This is a genomic window from Lacticaseibacillus camelliae DSM 22697 = JCM 13995 (assembly GCF_001311195.1).
GTDB classification, from domain to species: domain Bacteria; phylum Bacillota; class Bacilli; order Lactobacillales; family Lactobacillaceae; genus Lacticaseibacillus; species Lacticaseibacillus camelliae.
In genome coordinates, this window is sequence record NZ_BBAJ01000006.1 from 31,301 (window position 1) to 54,708 (window position 23,408).

General features: G+C 57.4%; 20 protein-coding genes, 7 pseudogenes and 1 riboswitch. Of the genes and pseudogenes, 22 read left to right on the top strand and 5 right to left on the bottom strand.

Features of this window, described 5'->3' with window-relative positions; all coding sequences use genetic code 11:
- Positions 1-279 precede the first annotated feature (279 nt).
- Positions 280-936, top strand: coding sequence for a DUF2238 domain-containing protein (locus tag JCM13995_RS02010; RefSeq protein WP_054661948.1), 657 nt, complete (start codon positions 280-282; stop codon positions 934-936).
- Here JCM13995_RS02010 and JCM13995_RS02015 read toward each other — a convergent pair.
- The gene (locus JCM13995_RS02015; protein ID WP_156314283.1) at positions 933-1,562 is read right to left on the bottom strand and encodes an SMI1/KNR4 family protein; all 630 of its coding nucleotides are present in this window, start codon (positions 1,560-1,562) and stop codon (positions 933-935) included. The two genes, JCM13995_RS02010 and JCM13995_RS02015, sit on opposite strands and share 4 nt — an antisense overlap.
- A gap of 84 nt (positions 1,563-1,646) precedes the next feature.
- Here JCM13995_RS02015 and JCM13995_RS02020 point away from each other — a divergent pair.
- The 10 genes and pseudogenes from JCM13995_RS02020 (at position 1,647) to JCM13995_RS16625 (ending at position 9,471) form a co-directional block, all read left to right on the top strand.
- Positions 1,647-2,400: pseudogene (locus tag JCM13995_RS02020) on the top strand (hypothetical protein).
- A gap of 53 nt (positions 2,401-2,453) precedes the next feature.
- Positions 2,454-3,839 (top strand): UDP-N-acetylmuramoyl-tripeptide--D-alanyl-D-alanine ligase, encoded by a 1,386-nt coding sequence (locus tag JCM13995_RS02025; RefSeq protein ID WP_054661954.1) that lies wholly within the window; start codon positions 2,454-2,456, stop codon positions 3,837-3,839.
- Positions 3,840-3,994: 155 nt separating this feature from the next.
- On the top strand, positions 3,995-4,369 hold the full coding sequence (locus JCM13995_RS02030) for a helix-turn-helix domain-containing protein (protein WP_054661957.1): 375 nt from the start codon (positions 3,995-3,997) through the stop codon (positions 4,367-4,369).
- A 26-nt stretch (positions 4,370-4,395) separates the two neighbouring features.
- Complete coding sequence (locus JCM13995_RS02035) at positions 4,396-4,839, top strand: hypothetical protein (protein WP_054661960.1); 444 nt, start codon at positions 4,396-4,398, stop codon at positions 4,837-4,839.
- Positions 4,840-5,151: 312 nt separating this feature from the next.
- The gene (gene cshA, locus JCM13995_RS02040; protein ID WP_054661963.1) at positions 5,152-6,663 is read left to right on the top strand and encodes a degradosome RNA helicase CshA; all 1,512 of its coding nucleotides are present in this window, start codon (positions 5,152-5,154) and stop codon (positions 6,661-6,663) included.
- 138 nt (positions 6,664-6,801) lie between these two features.
- Positions 6,802-7,161, top strand: coding sequence for a holo-ACP synthase (gene acpS / locus JCM13995_RS02045; RefSeq protein ID WP_054661965.1), 360 nt, complete (start codon positions 6,802-6,804; stop codon positions 7,159-7,161).
- A 2-nt stretch (positions 7,162-7,163) separates the two neighbouring features.
- Positions 7,164-8,308 (top strand): annotated as a pseudogene (gene alr / locus JCM13995_RS02050) (alanine racemase).
- A gap of 347 nt (positions 8,309-8,655) precedes the next feature.
- Positions 8,656-8,859: a hypothetical protein gene (locus tag JCM13995_RS15455; RefSeq protein WP_225350651.1), complete on the top strand. Its 204-nt coding sequence runs from the start codon at positions 8,656-8,658 to the stop codon at positions 8,857-8,859.
- Positions 8,831-9,175: a MetQ/NlpA family ABC transporter substrate-binding protein gene (locus tag JCM13995_RS16620; RefSeq protein WP_263849536.1), complete on the top strand. Its 345-nt coding sequence runs from the start codon at positions 8,831-8,833 to the stop codon at positions 9,173-9,175. Before JCM13995_RS15455 ends, JCM13995_RS16620 begins: the two co-directional genes overlap by 29 nt.
- 53 nt (positions 9,176-9,228) lie before the next feature.
- Positions 9,229-9,471: a MetQ/NlpA family ABC transporter substrate-binding protein gene (locus JCM13995_RS16625; protein ID WP_263849538.1), complete on the top strand. Its 243-nt coding sequence runs from the start codon at positions 9,229-9,231 to the stop codon at positions 9,469-9,471.
- 60 nt (positions 9,472-9,531) lie between these two features.
- Here JCM13995_RS16625 and JCM13995_RS02060 read toward each other — a convergent pair whose 3' ends face one another.
- The gene (locus JCM13995_RS02060; protein ID WP_054661968.1) at positions 9,532-10,992 is read right to left on the bottom strand and encodes a DUF3800 domain-containing protein; all 1,461 of its coding nucleotides are present in this window, start codon (positions 10,990-10,992) and stop codon (positions 9,532-9,534) included.
- Positions 10,979-11,431, bottom strand: a complete 453-nt coding sequence (locus JCM13995_RS14830; protein WP_054661971.1) for a helix-turn-helix domain-containing protein — start codon at positions 11,429-11,431, stop codon at positions 10,979-10,981. Before JCM13995_RS14830 ends, JCM13995_RS02060 begins: the two co-directional genes overlap by 14 nt.
- 143 nt (positions 11,432-11,574) lie before the next feature.
- Positions 11,575-11,621: riboswitch (PreQ1 riboswitch) on the top strand.
- A 7-nt stretch (positions 11,622-11,628) separates the two neighbouring features.
- Here JCM13995_RS14830 and JCM13995_RS02070 point away from each other — a divergent pair.
- Positions 11,629-12,149, top strand: a pseudogene (locus JCM13995_RS02070) (QueT transporter family protein).
- Between the two features lie 90 nt (positions 12,150-12,239).
- On the opposite strand, the pseudogene cbpA reads toward JCM13995_RS02070, so the two are convergent.
- Together cbpA and JCM13995_RS02080 are read right to left on the bottom strand one after the other, a co-directional pair.
- Positions 12,240-12,892, bottom strand: a pseudogene (gene cbpA / locus JCM13995_RS02075) (cyclic di-AMP binding protein CbpA).
- Between the two features lie 135 nt (positions 12,893-13,027).
- Positions 13,028-14,011, bottom strand: a complete 984-nt coding sequence (locus tag JCM13995_RS02080; protein WP_054661977.1) for an L-lactate dehydrogenase — start codon at positions 14,009-14,011, stop codon at positions 13,028-13,030.
- 362 nt (positions 14,012-14,373) lie between these two features.
- Between JCM13995_RS02080 and pth the strand changes: the two genes are divergently transcribed.
- From pth to hpt, 10 genes and pseudogenes are all read left to right on the top strand, one after another.
- Positions 14,374-14,931: an aminoacyl-tRNA hydrolase gene (pth, locus tag JCM13995_RS02085; RefSeq protein WP_054661980.1), complete on the top strand. Its 558-nt coding sequence runs from the start codon at positions 14,374-14,376 to the stop codon at positions 14,929-14,931.
- Between the two features lie 80 nt (positions 14,932-15,011).
- Positions 15,012-18,525: pseudogene (gene mfd, locus JCM13995_RS02090) on the top strand (transcription-repair coupling factor).
- On the top strand, positions 18,515-18,685 hold the full coding sequence (locus tag JCM13995_RS17440) for a hypothetical protein (protein WP_369385579.1): 171 nt from the start codon (positions 18,515-18,517) through the stop codon (positions 18,683-18,685). The pseudogene mfd and the gene JCM13995_RS17440 overlap by 11 nt, the downstream one beginning before the upstream one ends.
- A gap of 8 nt (positions 18,686-18,693) precedes the next feature.
- Positions 18,694-19,458 (top strand): oligosaccharide flippase family protein, encoded by a 765-nt coding sequence (locus JCM13995_RS17445; RefSeq protein WP_369385580.1) that lies wholly within the window; start codon positions 18,694-18,696, stop codon positions 19,456-19,458.
- Positions 19,364-20,089: a lipid II flippase MurJ gene (locus JCM13995_RS15465; RefSeq protein WP_500778512.1), complete on the top strand. Its 726-nt coding sequence runs from the start codon at positions 19,364-19,366 to the stop codon at positions 20,087-20,089. Before JCM13995_RS17445 ends, JCM13995_RS15465 begins: the two co-directional genes overlap by 95 nt.
- Positions 20,090-20,091: 2 nt before the next feature.
- Positions 20,092-20,354 (top strand): annotated as a pseudogene (locus JCM13995_RS02100) (RNA-binding S4 domain-containing protein).
- A gap of 68 nt (positions 20,355-20,422) precedes the next feature.
- Positions 20,423-20,797, top strand: a complete 375-nt coding sequence (locus JCM13995_RS02105; protein ID WP_054661983.1) for an FtsB family cell division protein — start codon at positions 20,423-20,425, stop codon at positions 20,795-20,797.
- Positions 20,798-20,876: 79 nt separating this feature from the next.
- Complete coding sequence (locus JCM13995_RS02110) at positions 20,877-21,377, top strand: S1 domain-containing RNA-binding protein (protein ID WP_054661986.1); 501 nt, start codon at positions 20,877-20,879, stop codon at positions 21,375-21,377.
- Between the two features lie 132 nt (positions 21,378-21,509).
- Positions 21,510-22,801, top strand: a pseudogene (gene tilS / locus JCM13995_RS02120) (tRNA lysidine(34) synthetase TilS).
- A 27-nt stretch (positions 22,802-22,828) separates the two neighbouring features.
- The gene (gene hpt / locus JCM13995_RS02125; RefSeq protein WP_054661995.1) at positions 22,829-23,368 is read left to right on the top strand and encodes a hypoxanthine phosphoribosyltransferase; all 540 of its coding nucleotides are present in this window, start codon (positions 22,829-22,831) and stop codon (positions 23,366-23,368) included.
- Positions 23,369-23,408: the final 40 nt, after the last annotated feature.

Genomic DNA, 23,408 nt, shown 5'->3' on the forward strand with positions numbered 1-23,408 from the left:
GAAAGTTGAACAGATATCCTAAGTTGACGTTATATAATGAAATCATATTAAGGCGGTTGTGATTTTGCCTTAAGCTTACACATTAACTTACACTCCCAAAAAAGTTCCCCCAAACTTTTCCACCAGCGATGGTGGTTTTTTTTTGCCCACTGGCTGCCTTAGCAGTCGGTGCGCCGCGGGCCACCGCGTGAACAAAGTCGTTCGTGAAGCTGACAATGAGTCAGCCGCCCCTTGCCAAGCGGCGACTGCCTTCAGTAGACTGGGGGCAAAGGAGTGCTTATGACAAAAATAGTGAAGTGGTTGTACGCGGTAAACGTGGTCGGTGCGCTTTTGTACATCGCGGTGTGTTTGCCGAAATTGCTGATGGGTCAGCCGATTTATCCGGGCCAGGCAGGACTGCTGGCCCAGGTGACGGCTGGCATCGTGCTGGCGCTTTTGCCCGCCGGCATCGAGTGGGTGTTTCATTTCCGGTTTCCGCCAATTTTGAAGCTGATTTTTGAACTATTCATTCTGGGTTCCGTGCTGCTCGGCACAGGCATGCAGTTTTACAACATTCCCTACTGGGATAAATTCCTGCATCTGTTCTCGGCGGCGATGCTGGCGGGCCTGGGCATGGCGATTTTCTGCGCACTGACGCCGCAGGACCGGCTGCCGGCGACCTCACCGCTGCTGATTGCGCTGTTTGCCTTCACGTTTGGCGCGACCATCGGTGTGTTTTGGGAGTTCTATGAGTTCACCTTTGACGGTTTGCTGGGGCTGAACATGCAGCGCTACATGGCCCACGGCGTGCTGCTGGCAGGACGCGCGGCGCTGATGGACACGATGGGCGACTTGTTTGCCGACGTGTTTGGCGCGCTGGCGCTGGCCGTGTTTGCCTATTTTCAGGTTAAAAAGGACGTGAAGTGGCTGGCGGCGTTTCAGTTCCAGCGGGATTAAAGCGCCGCGGTAAGCCGGCTTTGCAGTGCCGGTGAAAAGGCCTGCCAGCGGTACTGGTGCGCAAAGGCCAGCTCGCTTTCGGCGGCGTGCCGCAGCAGCGGTTGCTTCAGCCAGAAGGCCAGCCACTCGCCGTAGCGCTCACTGGGAAGCTCGCTGCGGGCGTACTCTGCCAGCTGCGGCAGCGCGGCTTCATCAGCGATGAGCGCGGCGTGCGCAAATTCCTGTTCAGACGGCTTGGGTGACAGCCTCGGAGAAACCCTCTGCAGCCGGGCCAAAAATTGGTCGAAGTCGGTTGCCACTGTCAGCCACTGATCGACCTCCCAGTCAATGTAGCGAATGGCCGGACCTGGCGTTGCCAAATCAAAGCACCAGTAGCGCACGCCATCAGCCGCAAATGGCAGTAGGTGTGCGGGCAGGGGTGTGGCCAGGCGCGGGCCGACTGTCGCGAAGGCGTGAATGGAGGCGCCGGTCAGGCCCTCGCTGGTCGGCTCTTCAGTCGGGCAGAAAAAGCGGGTGGGCCACTGCCCGGTTTGCAGCAAGGCAAAGTAAGCCTCAGGCACTCGCGGATCGTGCGGCAGTGTCGGCAAGGCCGAGAGCGGTTTCAGTGAAACAGGCCATGAAATCATGAAAATCAACCTTTCAAAGCGTCCAGATGCCCGGGCGGGTCAGTCAATAAAGCTGTATAATTGGGCAGGAGAGTGGAGACTACGATGCGGAATAATATTGTCTATGTTCATTACGAGCCGCTAGCGAACATGTTCAAAACGGCGGGACTGTCAGCGAGCGACGTGCTCAACGCCACGCCGACGCCTTTTCGGCACCTGCTGCTGCTGCCGCCGGTGGATGAAGATGAATTCATTGACCCGCACACCGTTGAACGAGGTGTCCGGTGAAGCGGCCGTCACCGATTTTCTGCGCAGCAAGGCCGCTCGGACGCGCAGCTGGCTGGATTACAAGCACGCCAGTTACCTGCGGGACCTCCTGCCAACCGAAATCGCGGAGCTCCTTTACTTGGGGTTTGCGAAAACGCATATCACCCCGCCATTTTACTACAAGCTGCAAAATGAGCTGGTGTTCTTGCCGCTGCAAGATGGTCAAGTGACCATGTACTTCCGGACCCTTGACCGGTTCAGCGCGACGCTCGCGGCCGGCATCGTGCGGCACCTCCGCCTGGCGGCCAACGATCAGCCGTTTTGGCTGCGGCTGCGTGCGCAGCACTTCCCGCCTGTGCCCACGAGCGTGCTGGCAGACTTGTACCCGCTGTTTGAGGATGGGGTGCTGATGGACTTTTCGCGGACCATTTTTTCCCGCACGCAGGTCAAGGTGCCGTTGTACCGCGTGCGCCGGCGCTTTGTATTGGAGCAGCCGCTGGATCAGGATGGCCTTGAAGACATCGGGGCCGTTTCCCTGACCCGGGCCAGCAACCAGTGGCGCCTCCGCCTGAAAACAGTGGCGGATCACTAGCCGTTGCGCTACAATGTTAGCGCTGTGTTTAAAAACAGGTGGGGGACTTTACAATGAAAATGAAATTAAGTGAGATTGCACGGGTCGTCGGTGCGCATTATGCGGTGCCAGATCCGGTTGCGCCCACAGTGACCGGGGTGGCGTTTGATACGCGCAAGCTGCATCCCGGCGATTTGTTTGTGCCCATCACGGGCGAGCGCGACGGCCACGACTTTATCGGTGCCGCTGAGCGCGCCGGGGCGGTGGCGACATTCGTGCAGGCCGGTCACGCGCCGGTCAGCACCGCGTTGCCGCAGCTGGTCGTTCCTGACCCGTTGAAGGCTTTAAACGACTTGGCGCGTTATTACCTGTTGATGAAGGTGAACCCCAAGGTGGTGGCCATCACCGGCAGCAATGGCAAGACCACGACCAAGGACATGACGGCGGCCATTTTGGCCACTCAGTACCACGTGATCAAGACCCAAGACAATTACAACAATGAGATCGGCGTGCCGATGACGATCCTTTCAATGGACACGAACACCGAGGTCTTGGTCGTTGAGATGGGCATGGACCGGCCTGGTCAGCTGGATGCCTTATCCAAGCTGGTCGAACCGGACGTGGCGGTGATCACGATGATCGGTGAGGCGCATATTGAGTTCTTCAAGACGCGTGATAAGATCGCCGACGCCAAAATGGAGATCACCCATGGTCTGAAGGAAGACGGGCTGTTCATCTACAACGGCGACGAGCCGCTGCTGCGTGAGCGGGCGAAGCAGGTCGACCAGGACCAGAAGACGTTTGGGCTGAACCCCGACAACATTTTGTACGCCCGGGACATTGTCGCCGGCGAGACGAAGACTGATTTTTCCCTGTCTCGGTGGCCAGACCTGCGCTTTTCGATCCCGATGATGGGGGAGTGGAACGTTGCCAATGCCTTGGCGGCCATTCTGGTCGGCCGGCGCTTTCACATCAAGCCCGAGGCGATCCAAGCCGCTCTCAAGGATTTTCCGGTGACCAAAAACCGGACCCAGTGGGTGACGGGGGACGCGGGCGAGCCGATTTTGTCGGATGTTTATAACGCCAATCCCACCGCGATGAAGGCGGTGCTGAATGATTTTGCCGAGTTTCCGTGCCGCGGCCGGCGCATCGCCGTGCTTGGCGACATGCTCGAACTAGGGGACGCCTCCGCCGCCTTACACGCCAGCGTGGCTGCCGCGCTAGACCCGCAGAAGATTCAGGAGGTCTACTTGTACGGCGATGAAATTGTCGCGTTGCGCGACGAACTGGCGAAAAAGTACGCCCCGACGCATCTACACTATTTTCCCAAAGGGGAGCAGCGCCATCTGATTGTCGCACTGGAGGATCACATCGTTCATGACGATTTGGTGATGCTGAAGGCCAGTCACGGCTTGCACCTGGAAAAGGTCCTGCAGGCACTGATCGAAGGTGCCGAATAAGCTGACAAAAGCGGCTCACCAGCCGCTTTTTGTGTTTTCTGGCGCGCAAACCGCCACTCAAGCACTGGTTGATAGGCAAACTGGGCCTTGGCGATTAGGCTAAAAGCAGCGTTAAATCAACGCAAACCGCGGCATGACCGCAAGGAGAAAAATCAATGCAAATTTTTGATGCGCACCACATTGGCCAGCAGATTGCTGCCGGCCGTAAGGCGAAGAATATGACTCAGAGTGCTTTGGCTGACCAGCTTGGCGTGTCCTATCAGGCCGTTTCCAACTGGGAGCGTAGCCAGTCGCTGCCGGATATCGATAAGTACGCGCAGCTGGCTGAGGTGCTGGGTTTGAAGCTGGATGACCTGATTGGCGCGGAAGGGGCCCGCACGGTCACCATTGTTGGCGATGATGAGGCGACCGTGGATGCCCGCACCCTGGCCGAGGCGGCACCGGTCATGAAGCCCCAGCAGGTGGAAGAAGAGGCGGCGCGGCTGTCGCCGAACCTGACCACACTGAAGGAAATCGCGCCTTTTTTTTAAGCAGCGCGACGCTAAAGAACAAGGTCATGGACCAGCTCAATCAGCCCGGATTTGCGGCAATGCTCGTGGACATCGCGCCGTTCATGGCGGCGGCTGACTTGGACGCGGTGATTGCTGCCGGTGTCCCTGAAGACGATGAGCATCTGGAAGAGCTGGTCAAGCTGGCCCCGTTTCGCAAGGCGGCTGCCAATGACCAGCTGGCGCGCCAGATGCTAAAAGCCCGCGGCTCGCTGAGCAGGGTCAAAAAGCTGTTACCGTTTTTGTCCCAAGCGGCCACAGACGACCTGTTCAAGACGCGCGCCCAGGCTGACCTCGCCGCCGATGACCTGACTGCACTGGCCCCGTTTGTTTCTGAGGGGGTGCTGGCGGCGCATGTTCAGCAGCTGAGCCGGCAAGGTGACGGTAAAGGCGCCCGCAAGTTCATGCCGTTTCTATCGGAAGCCACCTTGGTGAACCTACTCGCTAATTAAGCGAACTCACCTGGACGTCGGCGCATGCGCGTGCGCTGGCGTCTTTTTCGATTTTTGTGCAAGTTTCACTGCTGCTTTTTGCAAGTCCGGTATGGGTGAGGCTGAATTTTCATGGGTAAGCGGTGGCCGGAGTGCTCAGTGCCGGCGGACTGCGGCGCCCTTGCGCTTGTGCCAGCCACTGATTCGTGGTAAGCTAGTCCAGATGCTTTTCTGAAAAGGCATTTCAAATACAATGAATTTTACAAATGCAGGGCCCTCACACTTCGCTCTGATTTGTAAACGAGCGAAGCAATCGCTTCAAGGAGGAACTGCTTGAAATTTAACGAATTAGGTTTAGATCACGACATGCTCAAGGCCGTCGAACGCTCAGGGTTTGAAGAGGCAACGCCGATTCAGGCTCAGACCATTCCGCTGGTGCTGCAGGGCAAGGACGTGATTGGCCAGGCTCAAACCGGGACCGGTAAAACGGCCGCGTTTGGCCTGCCACTGATCCAAATGATCGACAAGGATGACCGTTCTGTGCAGACGCTGGTGATTTCCCCAACGCGTGAGCTGGCCGTTCAGACCCAAGAGGAAATTTACCGGCTGGGCACTGACAAGCACATCAAAGTGCAGGCCGTGTACGGTGGGGCCGATATGCGCCGGCAGATCCGCGGCCTGGCGGATCACCCGCAGGTCGTTGTCGGGACTCCCGGCCGCCTGCTGGACCACATCAACCGCCACACGCTGAAGTTGGCCAACCTCAAGCATTTGGTGCTTGACGAAGCCGACGAAATGCTGGACATGGGCTTCATCGACGACATTGAAAAAATCGTTGAGCAGGCACCGGCCGGCCGGCAGACGTTGCTGTTTTCCGCGACGATGCCGGCGCAGATCATGCGCCTGACCAGCAAGTTCATGAACGACCCGATCACCGTCAAGATCAAGTCCAAGGAACTGACTGCGGACACGGTTGATCAGTACTACGTGCGCGCGAAGGACTTTGAAAAGTTTGACGTCATGACGCGCCTGTTCGATGTTCAATCCCCTGAAATGACGTTGATCTTCGGCCGGACGAAGCGCCGCGTTGACGAGCTGACACGCGGGCTCAAGGCTCGCGGCTACAAGGCGGAAGGCATTCACGGCGACCTCAGTCAGCAAAAGCGGATGAGTGTGCTTCGGCAGTTTAAGGCCGGCGAGCTGGACTTTCTGGTCGCCACCGACGTTGCGGCGCGTGGCCTGGACATTTCCGGCGTCACGCATGTCTACAACTACGATATTCCGCAGGATCCGGATTCATACGTGCACCGCATCGGCCGGACCGGGCGGGCCGGGCGTAAAGGCGTGTCGGTCACCTTGGTTACCCCCAACGAGGTCGAATACCTGCGCACCATCGAAGCGCTGACCAAGAAGCGGATGACACCGCTCAAGCCGCCGACTGAAAAAGAAGCCTTCATCGGCCAAGTGTCGACCGGGCTTGAAACCATCAAGGCCCAGCTTGCCGACACCGACGATCTGGAAAAGTACCAGCCGATGGCCGAAGGGTTGCTCGAGGAGTACACGCCGCTTGACCTGGTGTCCGCATACATCAAGGCCGTCAGCCCTGACGATGCCAGTGCCGTGCCGGTCAAGATCACCCCTGAACGGCCGCTGCCACATCACGGGCATGCCAGCCACAGTGGTGGTTATCGGGGCAAGGGTGGCCATTCCGGCTACCGCGGTAACAACAACCACAACGGCGGGCGCAACAGCTCGCGGGGCAAGCGTGATTTTGATAAGTCGCACCGCTATGCCGAAAAGCGTTCTGAGCGTCAAGGCGCCAAGCGCACCTTCCGCAGTAAATAAGTCTTTTCAACGAGCCCGGGCCTAGTGCCTGGGCTTTTTGCGTGCGCAGTTTCATCTCAACGTGACCAAGTTTCAGCCGGCGGTGGGGGACAAGCACTGATTGCTAGCTTATAATCAAACCAGAAAGGGTGTGGCGGAATGATACATGGGATCGGCATCGATCTGACTGAGCTCGCACGGATCAAGCAGGCTCAAGCGCGTAATTCAGACTTTGCCAACAAGGTGCTGACCGATGCGGAGCTGGCGGTATACCAGCAGTACAGCGGTCGGCGGGCAATCGAGTACTTGGCCGGGCGCTTTTCAGTGAAGGAGGCTTACGCCAAAGCATACGGGACTGGCATCGGAGCCGTCGCCTTGCACGCCGTAGAAACGCTGGATGATCCGGCCGGCAAGCCGGTGTTGACGAAGCACCCGTATCCAGGAAGAGCGCTGGTGTCCATTTCCCACACCGCGAGTTTAGTGATGACTGAAGTAATTCTTGAGGAGGCCGCACAATGAGTATGGTTACGGCAAAACTGCGCCCCAGCCAGGTGCTGATCAATGAAACGGCGATCGCCCACAATGTCCAACACGCCATTGCCGGCTTGCCACAGGGCACTGAACTGTTCGCGGTGGTCAAGGCCGACGCTTACGGGCACGGCTTGCTGCGGGTGGCTCGCATCGCGCAGGCGGCTGGTGCGACGGGCTTTTGCGTTGCCATCCTCGACGAAGCCTCGCGCTGCGCCGTGCCGGCTTTACGCTGCCGATCCTGGTGCTCGGCATCATCGAGCCGGAGTACGCGCCAATCGCCGCGGCCAATCACATCGTCGTGCCGGTGGGCAGCAGTGAGTGGCTGACCCAGGCGCTGCCAGGCTTGACGAGTGGCCGCGAGCTGCCGCCCCTGCATGTTCACCTCGCGCTGGACACCGGCATGGGTCGCATCGGGTTTCGCCAGGTGACGGCGCTGAATGAGGCGATAGCGGTCATTCGGGCGCACGCGGCGCAGGTCAAAGTCACCGGACTGTTTACTCATTTTTCAACGGCGGATGATCCGGATCCTGCGTACTTCAAGATGCAGGTGACCCGTTTCCACGAATTTCTGGATGCCCTGCCTGAGCGGCCGCGCTACGTTCACGTGGCCAATTCGGCGACCAGCCTGTGGCACGCGGCGTGCGATGGAAATTTGGTGCGCTTCGGCGTGGCCATGTACGGGCTGAACCCCTCGGGGCGCGCGATCGACGCGACCCCATATCCGCTGGAGCCGGCCCTGACTTTGACTTCGACGCTGAGTTTCGTCAAGCAAATCGAAGCGGGCGAGGCGGTGTCTTACGGCGCAACTTACCACGCTGCCAAGCCGGAATGGATCGGCACAGTGCCGCTGGGTTACGCCGATGGCTGGCAGCGGCGCCTGCAGGGCTTCCACGTGCTGGTGAACGGGACTGAATGTGAGATCGTGGGCCGCGTCTGCATGGACCAGTTTATGATTCGGTTGCCCGGCAAGGTGAAGACGGGCACCCCGGTCGTCTTGATCGGGCGCAGCGGGGATCAAGAAATCACGCTACAGGACGTGGCGGATTACGCGCACACGATTCACTACGAAATTGCCTGCGGCCTAACCGAGCGGCTTCCGCGCGTGTCGGTGGCGCCCTTTCCCGCCCAGGCGTAAAAACCTGCGTTCAATAATGATGGATGAGTGAGATTGACATTAGAAAATGGTGTGTTATTCTAAGACACATAAATTAATAGTTGAAACGCAATCGTGTGAGTAACGGCGTTTGGCCTGAACAGAAAACCCGGTGTGATGGAAGCGGGGCAGGCCGACTTCGAGAATATGGCACGAGCTTTGGGCCGCTGGATGTTCACGAAGGCGGCTGGTCGGCACCCATTTTCGTGCTTCCAGTTGATTGACTGGCGAGGATCGTGTATGCGATCGAATTAGAATGGTACCGTGGGTCCGCTCACTTCTAACAGGAAGAGGGCGGATTTTTTTTGCGTTTCACAAGGAGGAAAAGGATGAAAATCAGTAAATGGTTCGGGGTATTCCTGGCGGCAGCGGCGGTGTTGACGCTTTCGGCCTGCGGCAACAGTGCGCAAAAGGAAACAACGGTCAAGCTGGGCATTGTCGGCTCGGATAAAGGCGGGGTCTGGAAGACGGTGGCCGGGAATCTCAAAAAAACAGGGCATCGACTTGAAAATTGTCCAGTTTTCCGATTATAATCAGCCCAACATTGCGCTGCGCGATGGTGACTTGGACCTGAACGCCACCCAACAGCGGTCGTTTCTAGCCACTTGGGATAAGGATCATAAGAGTACCCTGACACCGATCGGCGACACCGTGATCGCGCCGCTGGCGGTGTACTCAAAGAAGCTGACCAGTTTAAAGCAGCTGAAGAAAGGCGCCAGCGTGGCGATCCCGAACGACTCGACCGACGAGACCCGGTCTTTGGAACTGCTGGCGGACGCCAAGCTGATCACATTGGACAATAAGGCGCTGCCGACCCTTCACGACATTAAAAGCAACAAGCTGGGCTGAAGATCAAGGAACTGGATCCGAATCTGATCCCGACGTCGCTGCCGGACGTTGACATTGCAATCATCAACTCCGGAATCGCCGCTGACGCACGGCTTAATCCAGACCAGGCGCTGTATCGAGCAAAGATCACCCAAGCCAGCAAGCCGTGGATCAACGTGGTGGCGGCCCGCAAAGGCGATATTCACAACAAGACTTACCAGAAGGTGGTCAAAGCCTACCAGCAGCCGCAAATCGGCAAGTTGATCAAGAAGGTCAATCATGACACGGTCCTGCCCGCCTGGAACCTGAAGCTTTAGGCAACAAAACACGCCAGTCGCATTGATGTGAACAATGCGGCTGGCGTGTTTGCGTTTCAGTTAGCGTGCGCCGGCGAGCAGCGCCTGGATGTTATTGAGGGCATCCGTGGCGATCTGCATGGCGTCCGGATCAATGCGGAATGGCGGCAGTGATTCGTCTGTGTAGTGCAACAGGGCAGCGGTGCGGGCAAGAATGTCGTACCAGTTCTGGAACGGCATCTTGTTGATGGCGCCTGCCACTGAGCTAGGCGCGATCTGAAGCAGCTGGTTGACCACTAGCTTGGCCTGCGCGAACGTGTCCTCAGGCACATCAGGAATGTCTGCGGCCTTTTCCGCGAGATGCGTCATGCGGTCTGCGGCGTTGAGCAGCGGATTCTTGAACGGTTGCGGCGCCTCGTCCTGGGTTGCGCCATCGTCAAGCAGGTACTTTTGCAGGCCCACCATGGCGAAGAGCTGCAGCTGGTCGCCGAGTTGGGTACCGATTGCTGGCAACTTATGGATGCCGGTGCTTTTGATTTGGTCAGGGCCAAAAATCATGGCCGCGTGTGACACAAAGTCTGAGTACTGAACCCCGATGGTTTGCTTCGAATCCGTGGTGCGGAACATGAAGATCACGTCCCGGCCGGTTTGGGCCTTAACGTACGCGTGAAGCATGCGGGCAGCCATGGCCAGTTGGTCATCAGTGATCTCACTGCGCTGATCCATGGCGACGCGGACCTTGGTCGGTTTGGTCGGCAGTGCGGCCAAAATGCGAATCAAGGCCGCGACATACGGGTACAGGATGCCAAAGCTGAGCGAGAAGTTGCCTGTGTCAGAAAGCGGTGAGTACACCGCGTAAGTGGCGGCGCGGTCGGTGTTGGCGTGCCGCAGCATGGATTCCAGCTGCTCGCGGGCTTTGCCCCGGGCCTTGACCTCATCGCCTGGCTGCCAGCCGAACGGGTAAAGGGTCTGCATAAATGGCTGCAGGGCTTGCTCATCGTCCGGATCCACAACGGTGGCCCCAATCGACATGTTGCGCTGATAGTCCGAACCGCCGCCGAAGGACTCATCTATGTAAATCAAAATGGTGTTGTCTTGGCGAGCAGGCCGATTGTCAGTGTGCTCTGTTGCCTGGGTGTCAGCTGATTTAGTAGGCGCGGTGGTCGGCTTGGTTGCCGGCGCGCTGTTGGCAGTGCTGGTACTTGGTGCAGTGGTTGGCGCCACATGCGAGGCGGTAGCTGCCGTTTCCTGCTTTTGCGCGGCGACAGTGGACTGCTGGCGCGGCTGTTCAACCCGTGTTTTTTGGCGTTGGGTGGCCCGGCCTTGCGCGGTTTGAGCACTGGTCCGGTGCGCCTCACCTTCGGCCTGCTCGGCTTTACGAGAACGGCGACTAGGCCGGTTCTTCTTTTCATCGGGCTGCTGATTCTTTTGGGCGTTGTTTTGCGCCTGCTTGCCCGCTGCGGGCTTAGCCTGATGCTGCTGAGCCTTGGCCTTTGGCTGTTCTTGCCCGCGCTTAGGCTGGTTCGCCTTAACAGCTTGCACTGGTTCTTTTTTCCGCCTGCTGCCGGCGACCGCGGCGCCGGGGCTGAGAAGACGCCTGAGTTTCGGCTTTTGGTTCCTGTTTTGGTTTCGCGCCCTGGTTCGGGTTCTGCTTTGGTTCGTTTCGATTTTGCGGTTTGGCTTCTGCTTTTTGCTCTGTCTGAGGTGCCTGCTTGGCTGCCGAAACTGTTTTCTTCGGGGCCGCTGATTTGGCTTCTTCCTCGGCAGAGTCAAAGATGGTGAAGCTGTTCTTAGCTTGTTGGACCGGGTGCTCTTCGATGAAGCGGTTAATCTTAAACGTGATCGGCCGGCTCATCGGGGTATCTTTCAGCACTTTGCGCATGCTGGAAGCTGAGATCCCGATCTGCTTTGCCGCCTGGGTCAGACTCAGATGTTCTTGAGTCATGATTTGTTTCAGCCGGTAAGCTGTTGCTTCTGTCATCGTATGCCTGCTTTCTTTGAGATGTTTGTGGTGGTTTCCACCACTCTCTTTCAGTGTACGGCATAATATGGTTAATGACCAATCACTTTTCAGAAAAAAAAGGTGAATTCGGTGGACAGCACGCCGCATTCATGGGAAACTGGGGAGTCGTGGTTCGCAATCCATCCCACGTAAAAAAAACTAGGAGGTCTCATTTTATGCAAAATCATACAGGGACGCGGACGCTGGTCATCAACGCGTTGGTGGCCGCACTCTACGTCGTGCTGTCGGTCGTGCCTGGCGTGTTCAACCTTGCCAGCGGGGCGATCCAGTTCCGCATTTCGGAAGCGTTGAACCACTTGGTCGCCTTCAATCGCAAGTATCTGTTCGGCGTCGTCGTTGGGGTCGTGATCTACAACGCACTGTTTTCGCCGATGGGCTGGCTGGACGTGCTGTTTGGTGGGGGCCAGAGCTTGATTGGATTGGGCCTGGTCGCCACGCTGGGCCAAAAGCTGCCCAAGGTTTGGCAACGTCAGCTTCTAGCGGTTTGTTCAATGAGCCTGACGATGTTCCTGATCTGGATCGAAATTGTCTGGACCGGGCACATGGCCTGGTTCGGCGGCGCGTCGATGCTGACCCTAGCGAGCTGGTGTTATCCGAGTTGGTCATTATGGTCATTTCGTGGCCGGTCATGTACCTGATCAACAAGGCCGTGCACTTCTCCAACCGCGTTCAATAGCGCAATCATCCAAAAACCAAAAGACACGCCGCCAACCCCAGCATGACTGAGATTGGCGGCGTGTTTGCGTCCTTTTTAAATCATAGCTCCTCATCGACGAAGGGGTTGGCCGCTTTGCAGGTCGTCGATTTCCGCGACCCGAAAGCCCTTGCGCTCGAGCTTGGCCACGCAGGTGTTCAGCGTGGCCTCATCAATGCCCGCGGCAGGGTGAACAGGGTGCGGCGCACGATTTCTTCCTGCTTGGCGTCCAGCGTCAGGCAACCGGAAATTGAGACATACTTGGCAAGAATCTTGCTCATTGCCGCCAGGTCGCCGCGCTGCCCAGAAGACATCACGGTCAGTACGTAAGAACCAACGTCAATGTTCCAGGATTCGGACAGCATTGCCAGCAGGCGGGAGTGGGTGAGAATCCCGTAAAAGTTGGCGTTTTCGTCGAGCACCGCGATGTAAGGCAGGTCCTTAATGTTGAAGAAGACCTTGAAGAACGGCGCGTCCACGGGAATGGTCTTGGTCGCGTTTTTCAGCAGGTAGGTCACCGGCAGGGACATGTCACCGCCTTGGGACTTATGGCGGTAGATGTGCATTTTATAGATGTTGCCGCGGAAAATCTGCCCGCTTTCATCGAGAATCGGGACGCAGCGAAAACCCGAGTCCTCTAGCGTGGCCAGGGCTTCTTCCAAAGTATCTGTTTCCTTAACTGTCGTCAGATCCGCTTTTTTTTGAACCAGTGACTTGATCAACATACTTATTCCTCCAAGTTCCCCGTTTTGGATCGCATTCTCATTGCTTTATCATACCACAGGTGACCAGATACAGCTGAAACGGCAGCAAAAAAGCGCCACCCGCAGGCGGCGCTTTCCTTTGAATGCTGGTCGGAATTACTGACGAGTCTCGATGTCGTTCTTAGCGAACGCGTCGTCGATGATCTTCTTCAGCTGGGCAGCACTCTTGTTCATGGATTCTTGTTCGTGGTCGGTCAAAGGAATTTCAAGAATGCTTGAGATCCCATTAGCGTTGATCACGGCAGGCGAACCGATGAAGATGTCGTGCTGACCGTACTGGCCGTCCATGTAAACGGACAGTGGCAGAACGGCGTTTTCATCGTCCAGGATGGCCTGAGAGATGCGGGCCAGGGCAGTGGCGATACCATAGAAGGTCGCGCCTTTCAGCTCGATGATCTTGTAAGCGGCGTCGCGGACATCGGTGAACATGTCAACCAGTTTGCTCTCATCGATTTCAGGGTGAGCCTTGACCCATTCAGAAATCTTGATGCCACCGATGTTGGCGTGGCTCCATACAGGGAATTCGGTGTCACCGTGTTCACCCATGATGTAAGCGTGGACCGAACGGGCGTCAACGCCGACCATCTCAGCGATGGACTGACGGAAGCGTGCGGTATCCAAGGAAGTCCCTGAACCGATAACGCGGTTCTTCGGGAAGCCGGAAAGCTTCCAGGTCGCGTAGGTCAGGATGTCAACAGGGTTAGCAGCAACCAGGAAGATCCCGTTGAAGCCACTGTCGACGATTGGGTCAACGATGGACTTCAAAATCTTCAGGTTCTTGTTAACCAGGTCAAGGCGAGTTTCGCCTGGCTTTTGTGGTGCGCCGGCGGTGATAACAACAAGGTCAGCGTCTTTTGCGTCGCTGTACTCAGCAGAGTAAATGTTCTTCGGCTGAGTGTATGGCAGCGCGTTGCTCAAGTCGATCGCGTCACCCTTTGTCTTGTTCTTAACAACATCAACGATCCCAATTTCTTGGGCAATGCCCTGCAATACCATTGCATAGGCGTAACTAGAACCAACGGCACCGTCACCAACAAGAATTACTTTTTGGTGATCTTTTTTTGCGTTTGCCACGGTGATATCATCCTTTCATGTGTGCAGTGTGCAATTCACTTTGAAGTATACCACACTCGCTCATTGATGCACGGATTTCCAGAAAATTAATCGTCCCTTAATGGAACGCTTAAAAACTGGGATAATGGCTGTATACCGCGTTCTCGTGAAACAATTCACCAGGCGGCAGGTTGGGCTTTTAGCCGGGAATGCAGAAAATTCGGGATTTGAAATGAAGCGTTTTCATCACGAACCGGACTTTCATCTCTAGCCTGGTGCACCGGAGCCGACTTGCCGGCTCTGGTATAATGAGTACAGACAGCGGGCCTGGCAAGCGGAGCTCCCGCTTTTTTTTGCGTATCACAGCTGGGCTGAGGAGGCAATTTTTTTTGAAAATGATCGTGGGCCTGGGTAATCCAGGCAGTCAGTATGCAAAAACCAAGCATAACATCGGGTTTATGGCCGTGGACGCGTTAGCCAAGCGCTATGACGCCGCCATCGCTAAGCAGGAATTTAACGCGTTGACAGGCACGGCCTGGGTCGCTGGGGAAAAGGTGTTGCTCGTCAAACCGCAGACTTTCATGAACGATTCCGGGCGTGCGGTCGGCCAGCTCAAGGCGTTTTATCAGTTCCAGCAAGACGAGATTCTGATCATCCAGGATGACATGGACATGGCCATGGGCCGGCTGCGCCTGCGGCAGAAGGGCTCGGCCGGAGGGCACAATGGCATTAAGTCGATCATCAACGTGCTCGGTACGCAGGACTTTTACCGGGCGAAAATCGGCATTCAGCACCCGCAAAAACAAAAAGTGGTGGACTGGGTGCTGACGCCATTTTCGCCGACTGACCAGGTCGAAATCTTGAACGGTTTGGACAAGCTTCAGCTCGCGGCCGATGACTGGATCCACGGGCTGGCGTTTTCTGCGCTGATGAATAAATATAATTAAGCATTAAACTGGGCACCAAGCGCAGGTTAGCCGCCGAGCCGTGCGATACTCACAGCAAAGTGTTTTAGATAGGAGATAACATGGATCTCATCGGGATGATGATGCAGACACCAGAGCTGGCCGCGCTGTGGCCGGGCCTGGATGCCGGAAGACACCTGGTCACAGGTCTGGACGGATCAGCCAAGACGTTATTTCTGGCGGCTGCGCTAAAGAAAACTCAGCGGCAGCTGCTGGTGGTCGAAAATGATCGGTACCACGCAGATGAGCTCACGGCAGACCTGACTGGGCTGCTGGGAGCTGATTTGGTGTGGCCTTTTCCGGTGGAAGACGTGCTGGCGGCGGAAGTTGCCGTCAGTTCGAAGGACACCGTCAACGACCGGATCAATACGCTGAACTGGCTTCAGACCGGCCAGCTTGGCATTGTGGTCACCAGCCTGGCCGGCCTGAAGCGGCAGCTCGTGCCCCAGACGACCTGGCAGCAGGCCAGTCTGACACTCAGCATGGATTCTGAAATTGATCCGGGCACACTGGCTGGTCAACTCGTCGCGATGGGTTATCGGCGCGACGACTTGGTCGCAGCGCCTGGTGAATTTGCCATCCGTGGCGGGATCATCGACATTTATCCGTTGAATCAGGATGACCCGGTGCGGATCGAGTTGTTTGATACCGCGGTGGATTCCCTGCGGCGCTTTGACATGGCCACGCAGCGCAGCATTGAGAACCTGGAGGCAGTGACGATCGCACCGGCGACGGATCTGGTCGCCTCGACCGAAACGTTGAAAGCTGCCGGTGCCAGACTCACGGCCGCTGGCACCAAAGCCAAGGCCAAGGCCAAGACGAAAGAGGCGAAGCAGGCGTTAACGGATGAACTGCTCAGCGTGGCCGATCAGATGAGCCGCGGAGAGCGGCCTGATTCGCTGGCGCTTTACATGCCGGCACTATATCCTGAGTCGGCCCAGATCAGCAGTTACCTGACGAAACAGGCGGTGGTCGTGTATGACGATTACACAAAACTGGCAGACGCCGATGTCTCGCTGCTGCAGGAAACCACTGACTGGTACGCCAGCCTGCAGGAAGGCGGTAAGCTGGCGGAAGCACAACCGAGCCTCACCTTGCAGGAACTGGACCGCACCGAGCGGCGGCCGCACCTTTACCTGAGCCTGTTTCAAAAAGGCATGGGTAATATTCGGCTCAAGTCGTTGACCAACATCGCGACGCGCAACGTCCAGCAGTTTTTCTCGCAGATGCCGCTGCTGAAAACTGAGGCGGACCGCTGGCGGAAACAAAAGCAAACCGTGGTGTACTTAGTGGGCGAGAAGGCCCGGCGGGATAAGCTGAGCGAAACGCTGCGTGATTTTGACATCGACGCGGTGATTTCCGAACCCAGCGCGCTGCTGCCAGGGGTGCAGCAGGTGGTCGCGGGGAGCTGGCCAATGGGTTCGAACTGCCGACTGCGCACTTGGTGGTAGTCACCGAACACGAGCTGTTTAACGCCAAAGTCAAGCGGCGTGCTCGGCATCAAACCTTGGCGAATGCGGAACGGCTGCGGTCATACACGGATCTGCACCCCGGCGATTACGTGGTCCATGTGAACCACGGGATCGGTGAGTACGTGGGCATGCAAACGCTCGAAGTGGACGGGGTCCATCAGGACTACATCACCATCCTGTACCAAAAAGGGGACAAGCTGTTCATTCCGGTCAGCCAGCTGCACTTGGTGCAAAAGTATGTGGCGGCGGATGGCAAGCGGCCCCGCATCAACAAACTTGGCGGCAGCGAGTGGCAGAAGACGAAGCGAAAAGTCGCGGCTAAGATCGAGGACATTGCCGACGACCTGATCAAACTCTACGCCGCGCGCGAAGCCGAGCCAGGGTATGCCTTTCCACCTGATGACGATCTGCAGCGCGAATTTGAGGCTGAGTTCCCGTATCCCGAGACTGACGATCAGCTGAGATCGGCCAAGGAAATTAAGCAGGACATGGAGAAGTCACGGCCGATGGATCGGCTGTTGGTCGGTGATGTTGGTTTTGGCAAGACTGAAGTGGCGCTGCGGGCGGCGTTTAAAGCGGTTGAGGCCGGCAAGCAGGTCGCCTTTTTGGTGCCCACGACCATATTGGCTCAGCAGCACTACGACACGATGATCGACCGCTTCGCTGATTTTCCGGTCGAGGTGGGGATGCTCTCACGCTTTCGCACGCCAGCGCAGGCCAAACAGACACTGGCCGATTTGGCGTCCGGGAAACTGGATATTGTGGTCGGGACTCACCGGCTGCTGTCCAAGGATGTGCACTACCACGACTTGGGGCTGCTGATTATCGATGAGGAGCAGCGCTTCGGTGTGAAGCACAAGGAAAAGCTCAAGCGATGAAGGCCAATGTGGACGTGCTGACCCTGACGGCCACGCCGATCCCGCGGACACTGAACATGTCGATGCTGGGGGTGCGTGATCTGTCGGTGATCGAAACGCCGCCGACCAACCGTTACCCGATCCAGACGTTTGTGATGGAGCAAAACGGGGGCGTTATCAAGTCGGCGATCGAGCGCGAGCTGGAGCGCGGGGGCCAAGTCTTTTACCTGCACAACAAGGTGGCAGACATTGAACGCACGGTGGCTGAGGTCGAGGCGCTGGTCCCTGACGCGACCGTGACCTATGCGCATGGCCAGATGACCGAGACCCAACTGGAAAATGTGATTTACGATTTTGTCCACGGGGATTATGACGTACTCGTCACGACCACCATCATTGAAACTGGGGTGGACATGCCGAATGTCAACACGCTGATCATTGAGGATGCCGACCATTACGGCCTGGCGCAGCTTTACCAGCTGCGCGGCCGGATCGGCCGCTCCAGCCGCGTGGCGTACGCGTACTTCATGTACCGGCAGAATCGGGTGTTATCCGAGGAGGCCGAAAAGCGGCTGAGCGCCATTAAGGACTTCACCGCGCTGGGCTCTGGGTTTAAGATCGCCATGCGCGACTTGTCAATCCGCGGGGCGGGCAACTTGCTGGGCAGCCAGCAGCACGGCTTCATCGATGCAGTCGGCTACGATCTGTACACGCAGATGCTTCAAGACGCCGTCGCCGTCAAGCAAGGCAAGCAGCACCAGGTCAAACTTGACGCGGAGGTCAGTTTGGACATTGAGGCTTACCTGCCAGACAGTTACGTTGCCGATCCCGCCCAGAAGATCGAACTGTACAAGCGCGTGCGCGAATCTGAAAGCGCCGCGCAGGAACAGGAACTGCAAGCCGATTTGATCGACCGGTTTGGCGATTACCCCGAGCCGGTCGCCAACTTGCTGGCAGTGGCGCATTTGAAGCGGTTTGCGGATGCCGCTCAGGTCGAAAAAATCACCCGCGACGAGCGGCAAATCATGGTGCAACTCAGTGCCAAGGCCGCCAGTGCGGTCCAAGGCGAGAAGCTATTTGCCGCGCTGGCCAAGACCAAGCTCAAAGCCCGCGTGACTGCAGACGGGCCGCTGATTGTGACCTTACTGCTGCCCAAGGGGATGGCGACCGCCGACTGGCTCACCGAGCTGACTGCCTTTGTCCAGGCACTGGCCAAGCAGCAACAGGAGGTGGCCGATGGCAAGTAAACGCATGTCCAAGGTGATGCGTGGGGCTTGGATCCTCAGTCTTGGCGGGCTGATTGCCAAGATCCTCAGCGCGGTTTACCGCGTGCCATTTCAAAACATGGTCGGCGATACTGGCTTTTACGCTATCAGCAGATTTATCCGCTGTACGGCATTGGGATGACCTTTGCGTTGTCTGGCTTTCCGGTGTACATCTCAAAGCAGGTGGCGCAAGCACGTGACCCATTGGCGCAAGCGGCGGTGGCACACCGGGCGTTGGTGCTGATGGCCTGGATCGGGTTTGCGATGTTTGCGGTTTTGGAACTGGGGGCGGACCTGATTGCGCGCGCGATGGCGGATGCCGGTTTGGCGCCCATCGTGCGTTCGGTCGGCTTGATGTTTCTGACCATGCCGGTGCTGTCGGCAGCCCGGGGGTACTTTCAGGGCACGTTTGACATGACCAAAACGGCGATCAGCCAAGTCGTCGAACAGTTGCTGCGCGTAGGCGTGATCTTGCTGGCCGCGGGGGTGGCCGTGCAGCACGCCTGGGGGCCATACAAAATGGCGGCCTGGGCGATGACCGGAGCCTTTATTGGTGGTCTGGGCGCGACACTGGTCATTTTACCGGCTTACCTCAAGGCCAGCCGCGGTTTCCCACACGCAGCCACGCCGCTGAGCGAGTATGGTCATTTGTTTGACCGGTTCGTGAAGGAAGGCGGCTCAATCGCGCTTTTTTTCCGCGCTGCTGATCTTGCTTCAACTCGTGGATTCCTTCACGGTCACGCGCGGGCTGATCGCGCGGGGCATGGCCCCGGCTGCGGCGCGGGCTCTGAAGGGGGTGTACGACCGCGGCCAGCCGCTGGTGCAGCTGGGGTTGGTCGTCGCCACTTCACTTTCGACGACCTTACTCCCCAGTCTGAGTCGCTCGGTGGCGCGTGGGCACTGGACGGCGTTTAAGCAAACCGCGCGGCAGCTGATCCGCTTTAACCTGGGGCTTTCTTTGGCCGCTGCGGCAGGCCTGATCGCCCTGATGCCAAGCGTCAACCGGTTGTTGTTTGGCGATACGGTGCTGACCGGCACGCTGCGCGTTTACACCTTATGCATCGTGCTGGTGGCGCTGATCAACGCTTATAACGCTGTGCTGCAAAGTCTGAATCGCTTTCGTTATACCAGCTATGGGCTGCTGGCGGGACTGGTCGTCAAGATGATCGCCAATCCGCTGCTGACGGTGCGGTATGGCGCGGTTGGTGCTGCGGCGGCCACGGTGCTTGCCTTGGCGGTGATCGTGGTGCTGCTCTACATTCAACTACCACGGAGTTTGCAAGGGGCCGATCCGCGCGGGTTTAACGCGCGGCTCATGCTAGTGGTGGGCCCAATGAGTGTGGTTGTTCACCTGGTGGCCGTTCACATGCAGCCTCAAAATCGGGTGGAAACGCTTTGGGTGTTTGTGGTGGCAGTGCCACTAGGCGTCTTATTGTTTGTGGTCCTAGGGGCGATTTTTCGCCTTTACACCGTGCGGGAAGTCCTCGCGATTCCGTACGGGCGCAAGTTCATGAAGTGGTGGCAGCATCGCTTCCGGAAGGAATAGTTATGCGATTAGATAAATTTTTGAAGGTTTCGCGCATCATCAAACGCCGCACGGTGGCTAAAGAAATCGCCGACAAAGGGCGGATCTCGATCAACGGCCGCGTGCCAAATCGAGCAGCGACGTGGCCATCGGTGACACGCTGGTAATCGTTTTTGGCAACAAGACCCTGACGGTCAAGGTTGCGGCCTTAAACGAGCTCACCAAGAAAGAGCAGGCCGGGGAAATGTACACGGTCGTGGATGAAAGCTACAAAGAAAGTTATTAAACTGTAACGCACTGCGTGACGGGGCTTTGTTATACTAGATCTATCAGCATGATTAAGGTGGGTTCTTGATGGCTTCTAATATTCGACAGTTGCGGCCAACGCAAACAGTTAAACAGCCGGTGCACACGAGCCGGTCTCTGCGTGTTCATAAACGCCGACTGGTGACGTTTGCCGCGGCTTTAGTGATGATCTGTGGGGTGGGCGGCTACCAGCTGGTGTCGACCAACAATGCCATCAAGACGCAGTCGACGGCAGTGGCGTCGGCCAAAGCCGATTTAGCGCAGGCCAAGGCGCAGAAGCAATCATTGAAGGTCAAAATCGACCAGTTGAACAATGAACAGTATCTGGGCAAATTGGTCCGCGAACGTTATCTCATGTCTAAACCGGGGGAAGTTGTTTTCTCCCTGCCATCCGTCCAAACCGACACGCAGAACTCGAATTAACCGCGAGCTCGTCTGTTGCGTGGCGGTTTTTGCGTGGTATACTTAGAGTCACAAATCATTCAGGAGGACATCTTTTTATATGGCGATTGAAGTTGGCGAGAAGTTAACAGGTAAGGTCACAGGGATCACGAATTTCGGGGCGTTTGTCGACCTGGGTTCCGGGACGACCGGCCTGGTGCACATCAGCGAGATCTCTGACGCTTACGTCAAAGATATTCACGATGTGCTGAGCGTTGGGGATGAAGTCACCGTTAAGGTCATGACCATCAAGGACGGTAAGATCGGCCTTTCGATTAGAAAAGCGGTCGATAAGCCGGCAGGGGAACACGCTCAAAGCAGCCACGGTGGTCACTTCAATCATGCGCCGCACGCCGAAAGTCACGGGGAGCGCAATTTCAACGGGCCGCGACCGCACAGCAACGGCGGCGGTCGCGGCTTTGGTCACGCTGGCAAGGATGCGCCCAAAGATGACTTTGATTCGATGATGTCCGGATTTCTCAAAGAAAGTGAGTCACGGCTGAGCGACCTGCGGCACAACACCGAGGGTAAGCGCGGCGGCCGTGGCGGCCGGCGGAGTTAAGCCGATGCCGAGGGCTGTCCTCGGCACTTTTTTTTACCGGTGATGTGACACACTGTCAGAAATCAGCCTTTAGTATGACGAAGCCGCAAGCTCCGTGTGCTAGGCTGGTCAACATGCGGAAAGGAGCTAGCCATGCGCTCAGCTGAGCAGTTGATTGCACCATTTCATTTGCCCGTGGGTCAGCGAGTCGTGCTGGCGGTGTCCGGTGGGGTCGATTCAACTGTGTTGATGAACCTGCTGAGCGTTCTGCATCCGCACCGGTTGCAGCTGACGGTGGCCACGTTTGATCACCGGCTGCGCCCGACCAGCGCGGCAGAGCAGGCTCAGGTCGTCCAGGCCGCTGAAGCACTGAAGCTGCCGGTCAAAACCGGGGCGTGGGCGGTGGCAGATCACCCCGCGCACGGGCTGGAGGCAGCGGCCCGCAAGGCGCGATACGCGTTCTTGCGCCAAGTTGCCAAGCGGTCGGGGCAAGCGTTCTGATGACGGCGCACCACGCCGACGATCAGCTGGAAACGCTCCTTTTCCGACTGGCCAGAAGCGGTTCAGTGACCGGCATGACCGGCATTGCGCCGATGCGCCGCTGGGGTGATTTGCTGGTGGTTCGGCCGCTGCTCACGGTCCCTAAAGCGGCCCTGGTTGCCTACGCGGCCGAAGCTAAGTTGGCGTACTGCCAGGACGACAGCAATCTTGACGTGCACTACGCGCGCAACCGGTTGCGGCGAGATGCAGTGCCTGCGATGAAGGCGGTCAACGCAGGGGTCTTGCAGCATGCAGGGCGCTTTAGCCGCGACCTCGAAGCCACAATGCTGCTCGCTCAGCGGCAGGTCAACGAGATGCTCCCGCCCAATGCGGCCGCGCCGCTTGACTGGCATCGCTACGCTGACGAACCTGAGGCGATTCAACAGTTATTGTTGACCAGTGCTTTGACGCGCTGGCACGTGCAAGTCAAACCGCCGGTGCAGGCGGCCTTGCTGGGAGCACTGGCCGCTGGTCGCGGCACCAAGCAGTTTGATGTGGCCGGTGGGCGGAAGGTGGTCGCTGCATACGGTCAGCTCAGCGTGAGGGGGGCAGACGCGCACCCTGGTGCCGTCACGCTGAAAGACTTAAACCGGTGGTATTCAGTTGGGCGGTGTCAGTTCGGGGTGTTTACCCACTTGCCGGCCGGCGCCCGAAAGCTCGCGGCAGTGCCTGTCGCACCGGTCCTCCTGCGCACCCGGCGGCCACACGATGAGGTCCAATTGGCAAATGGTCAGCATCAGCTGCTGCGGCGATTTTTTTTATCAATCAAAAAATTCCGCAACCGGCGCGCAGTCTCAGACTGGTCGCCGCGGCCGGTAATCAGGTCTTCTGGGTCGAAGGAATTGCGCCACGTCAATTGTTTGCTGGTTCTCAAACTGATATACTGCAAACAGTATTGGCAATGAAATCAGACACAAAGGATGAGGCAGCGCATGAATGACGACATACTGAAGGTGCTTTACTCAAAACAGGATATCGATGCGATCATCAAACGGCTTGCTGGCGAGATCTCTCGGGATTACGCGGGCAAGAATCCGCTGGTCGTCTGCATCTTAAAAGGGGCGATTATGTTTATGACCGACCTGGTCCGTGAGCTAGATGAATACGTTGAGCTGGATTTCATGGACGTTTCCAGTTATGGGAACGCGACTGAGAGCTCTGGCGAGGTCAAGGTCATCAAGGATTTGGATACCAGCGTGGCCGGCCGCGACGTACTGATCGTCGAAGACATTGTTGATACTGGCAGGACCTTGTCTTACCTGATCAAAATCTTTAAGACTCGCGATGCCAAGTCCATTAAGGTTTGCACCCTGATGGACAAACCCGACCGCCGCATTAAGACGGTCAAGGCGGATTACGTGGGGACGAAGGTGCCTAACGAATTCGTCGTCGGTTACGGCCTGGATTACGCTGAGCGTTATCGTAACCTGCCGTACATCGGTGTGCTGAAACCGGCAATCTATGAGAACTGAGTGTCAGCATAGCTTGGGTGTATCATGTTACTATAAATAT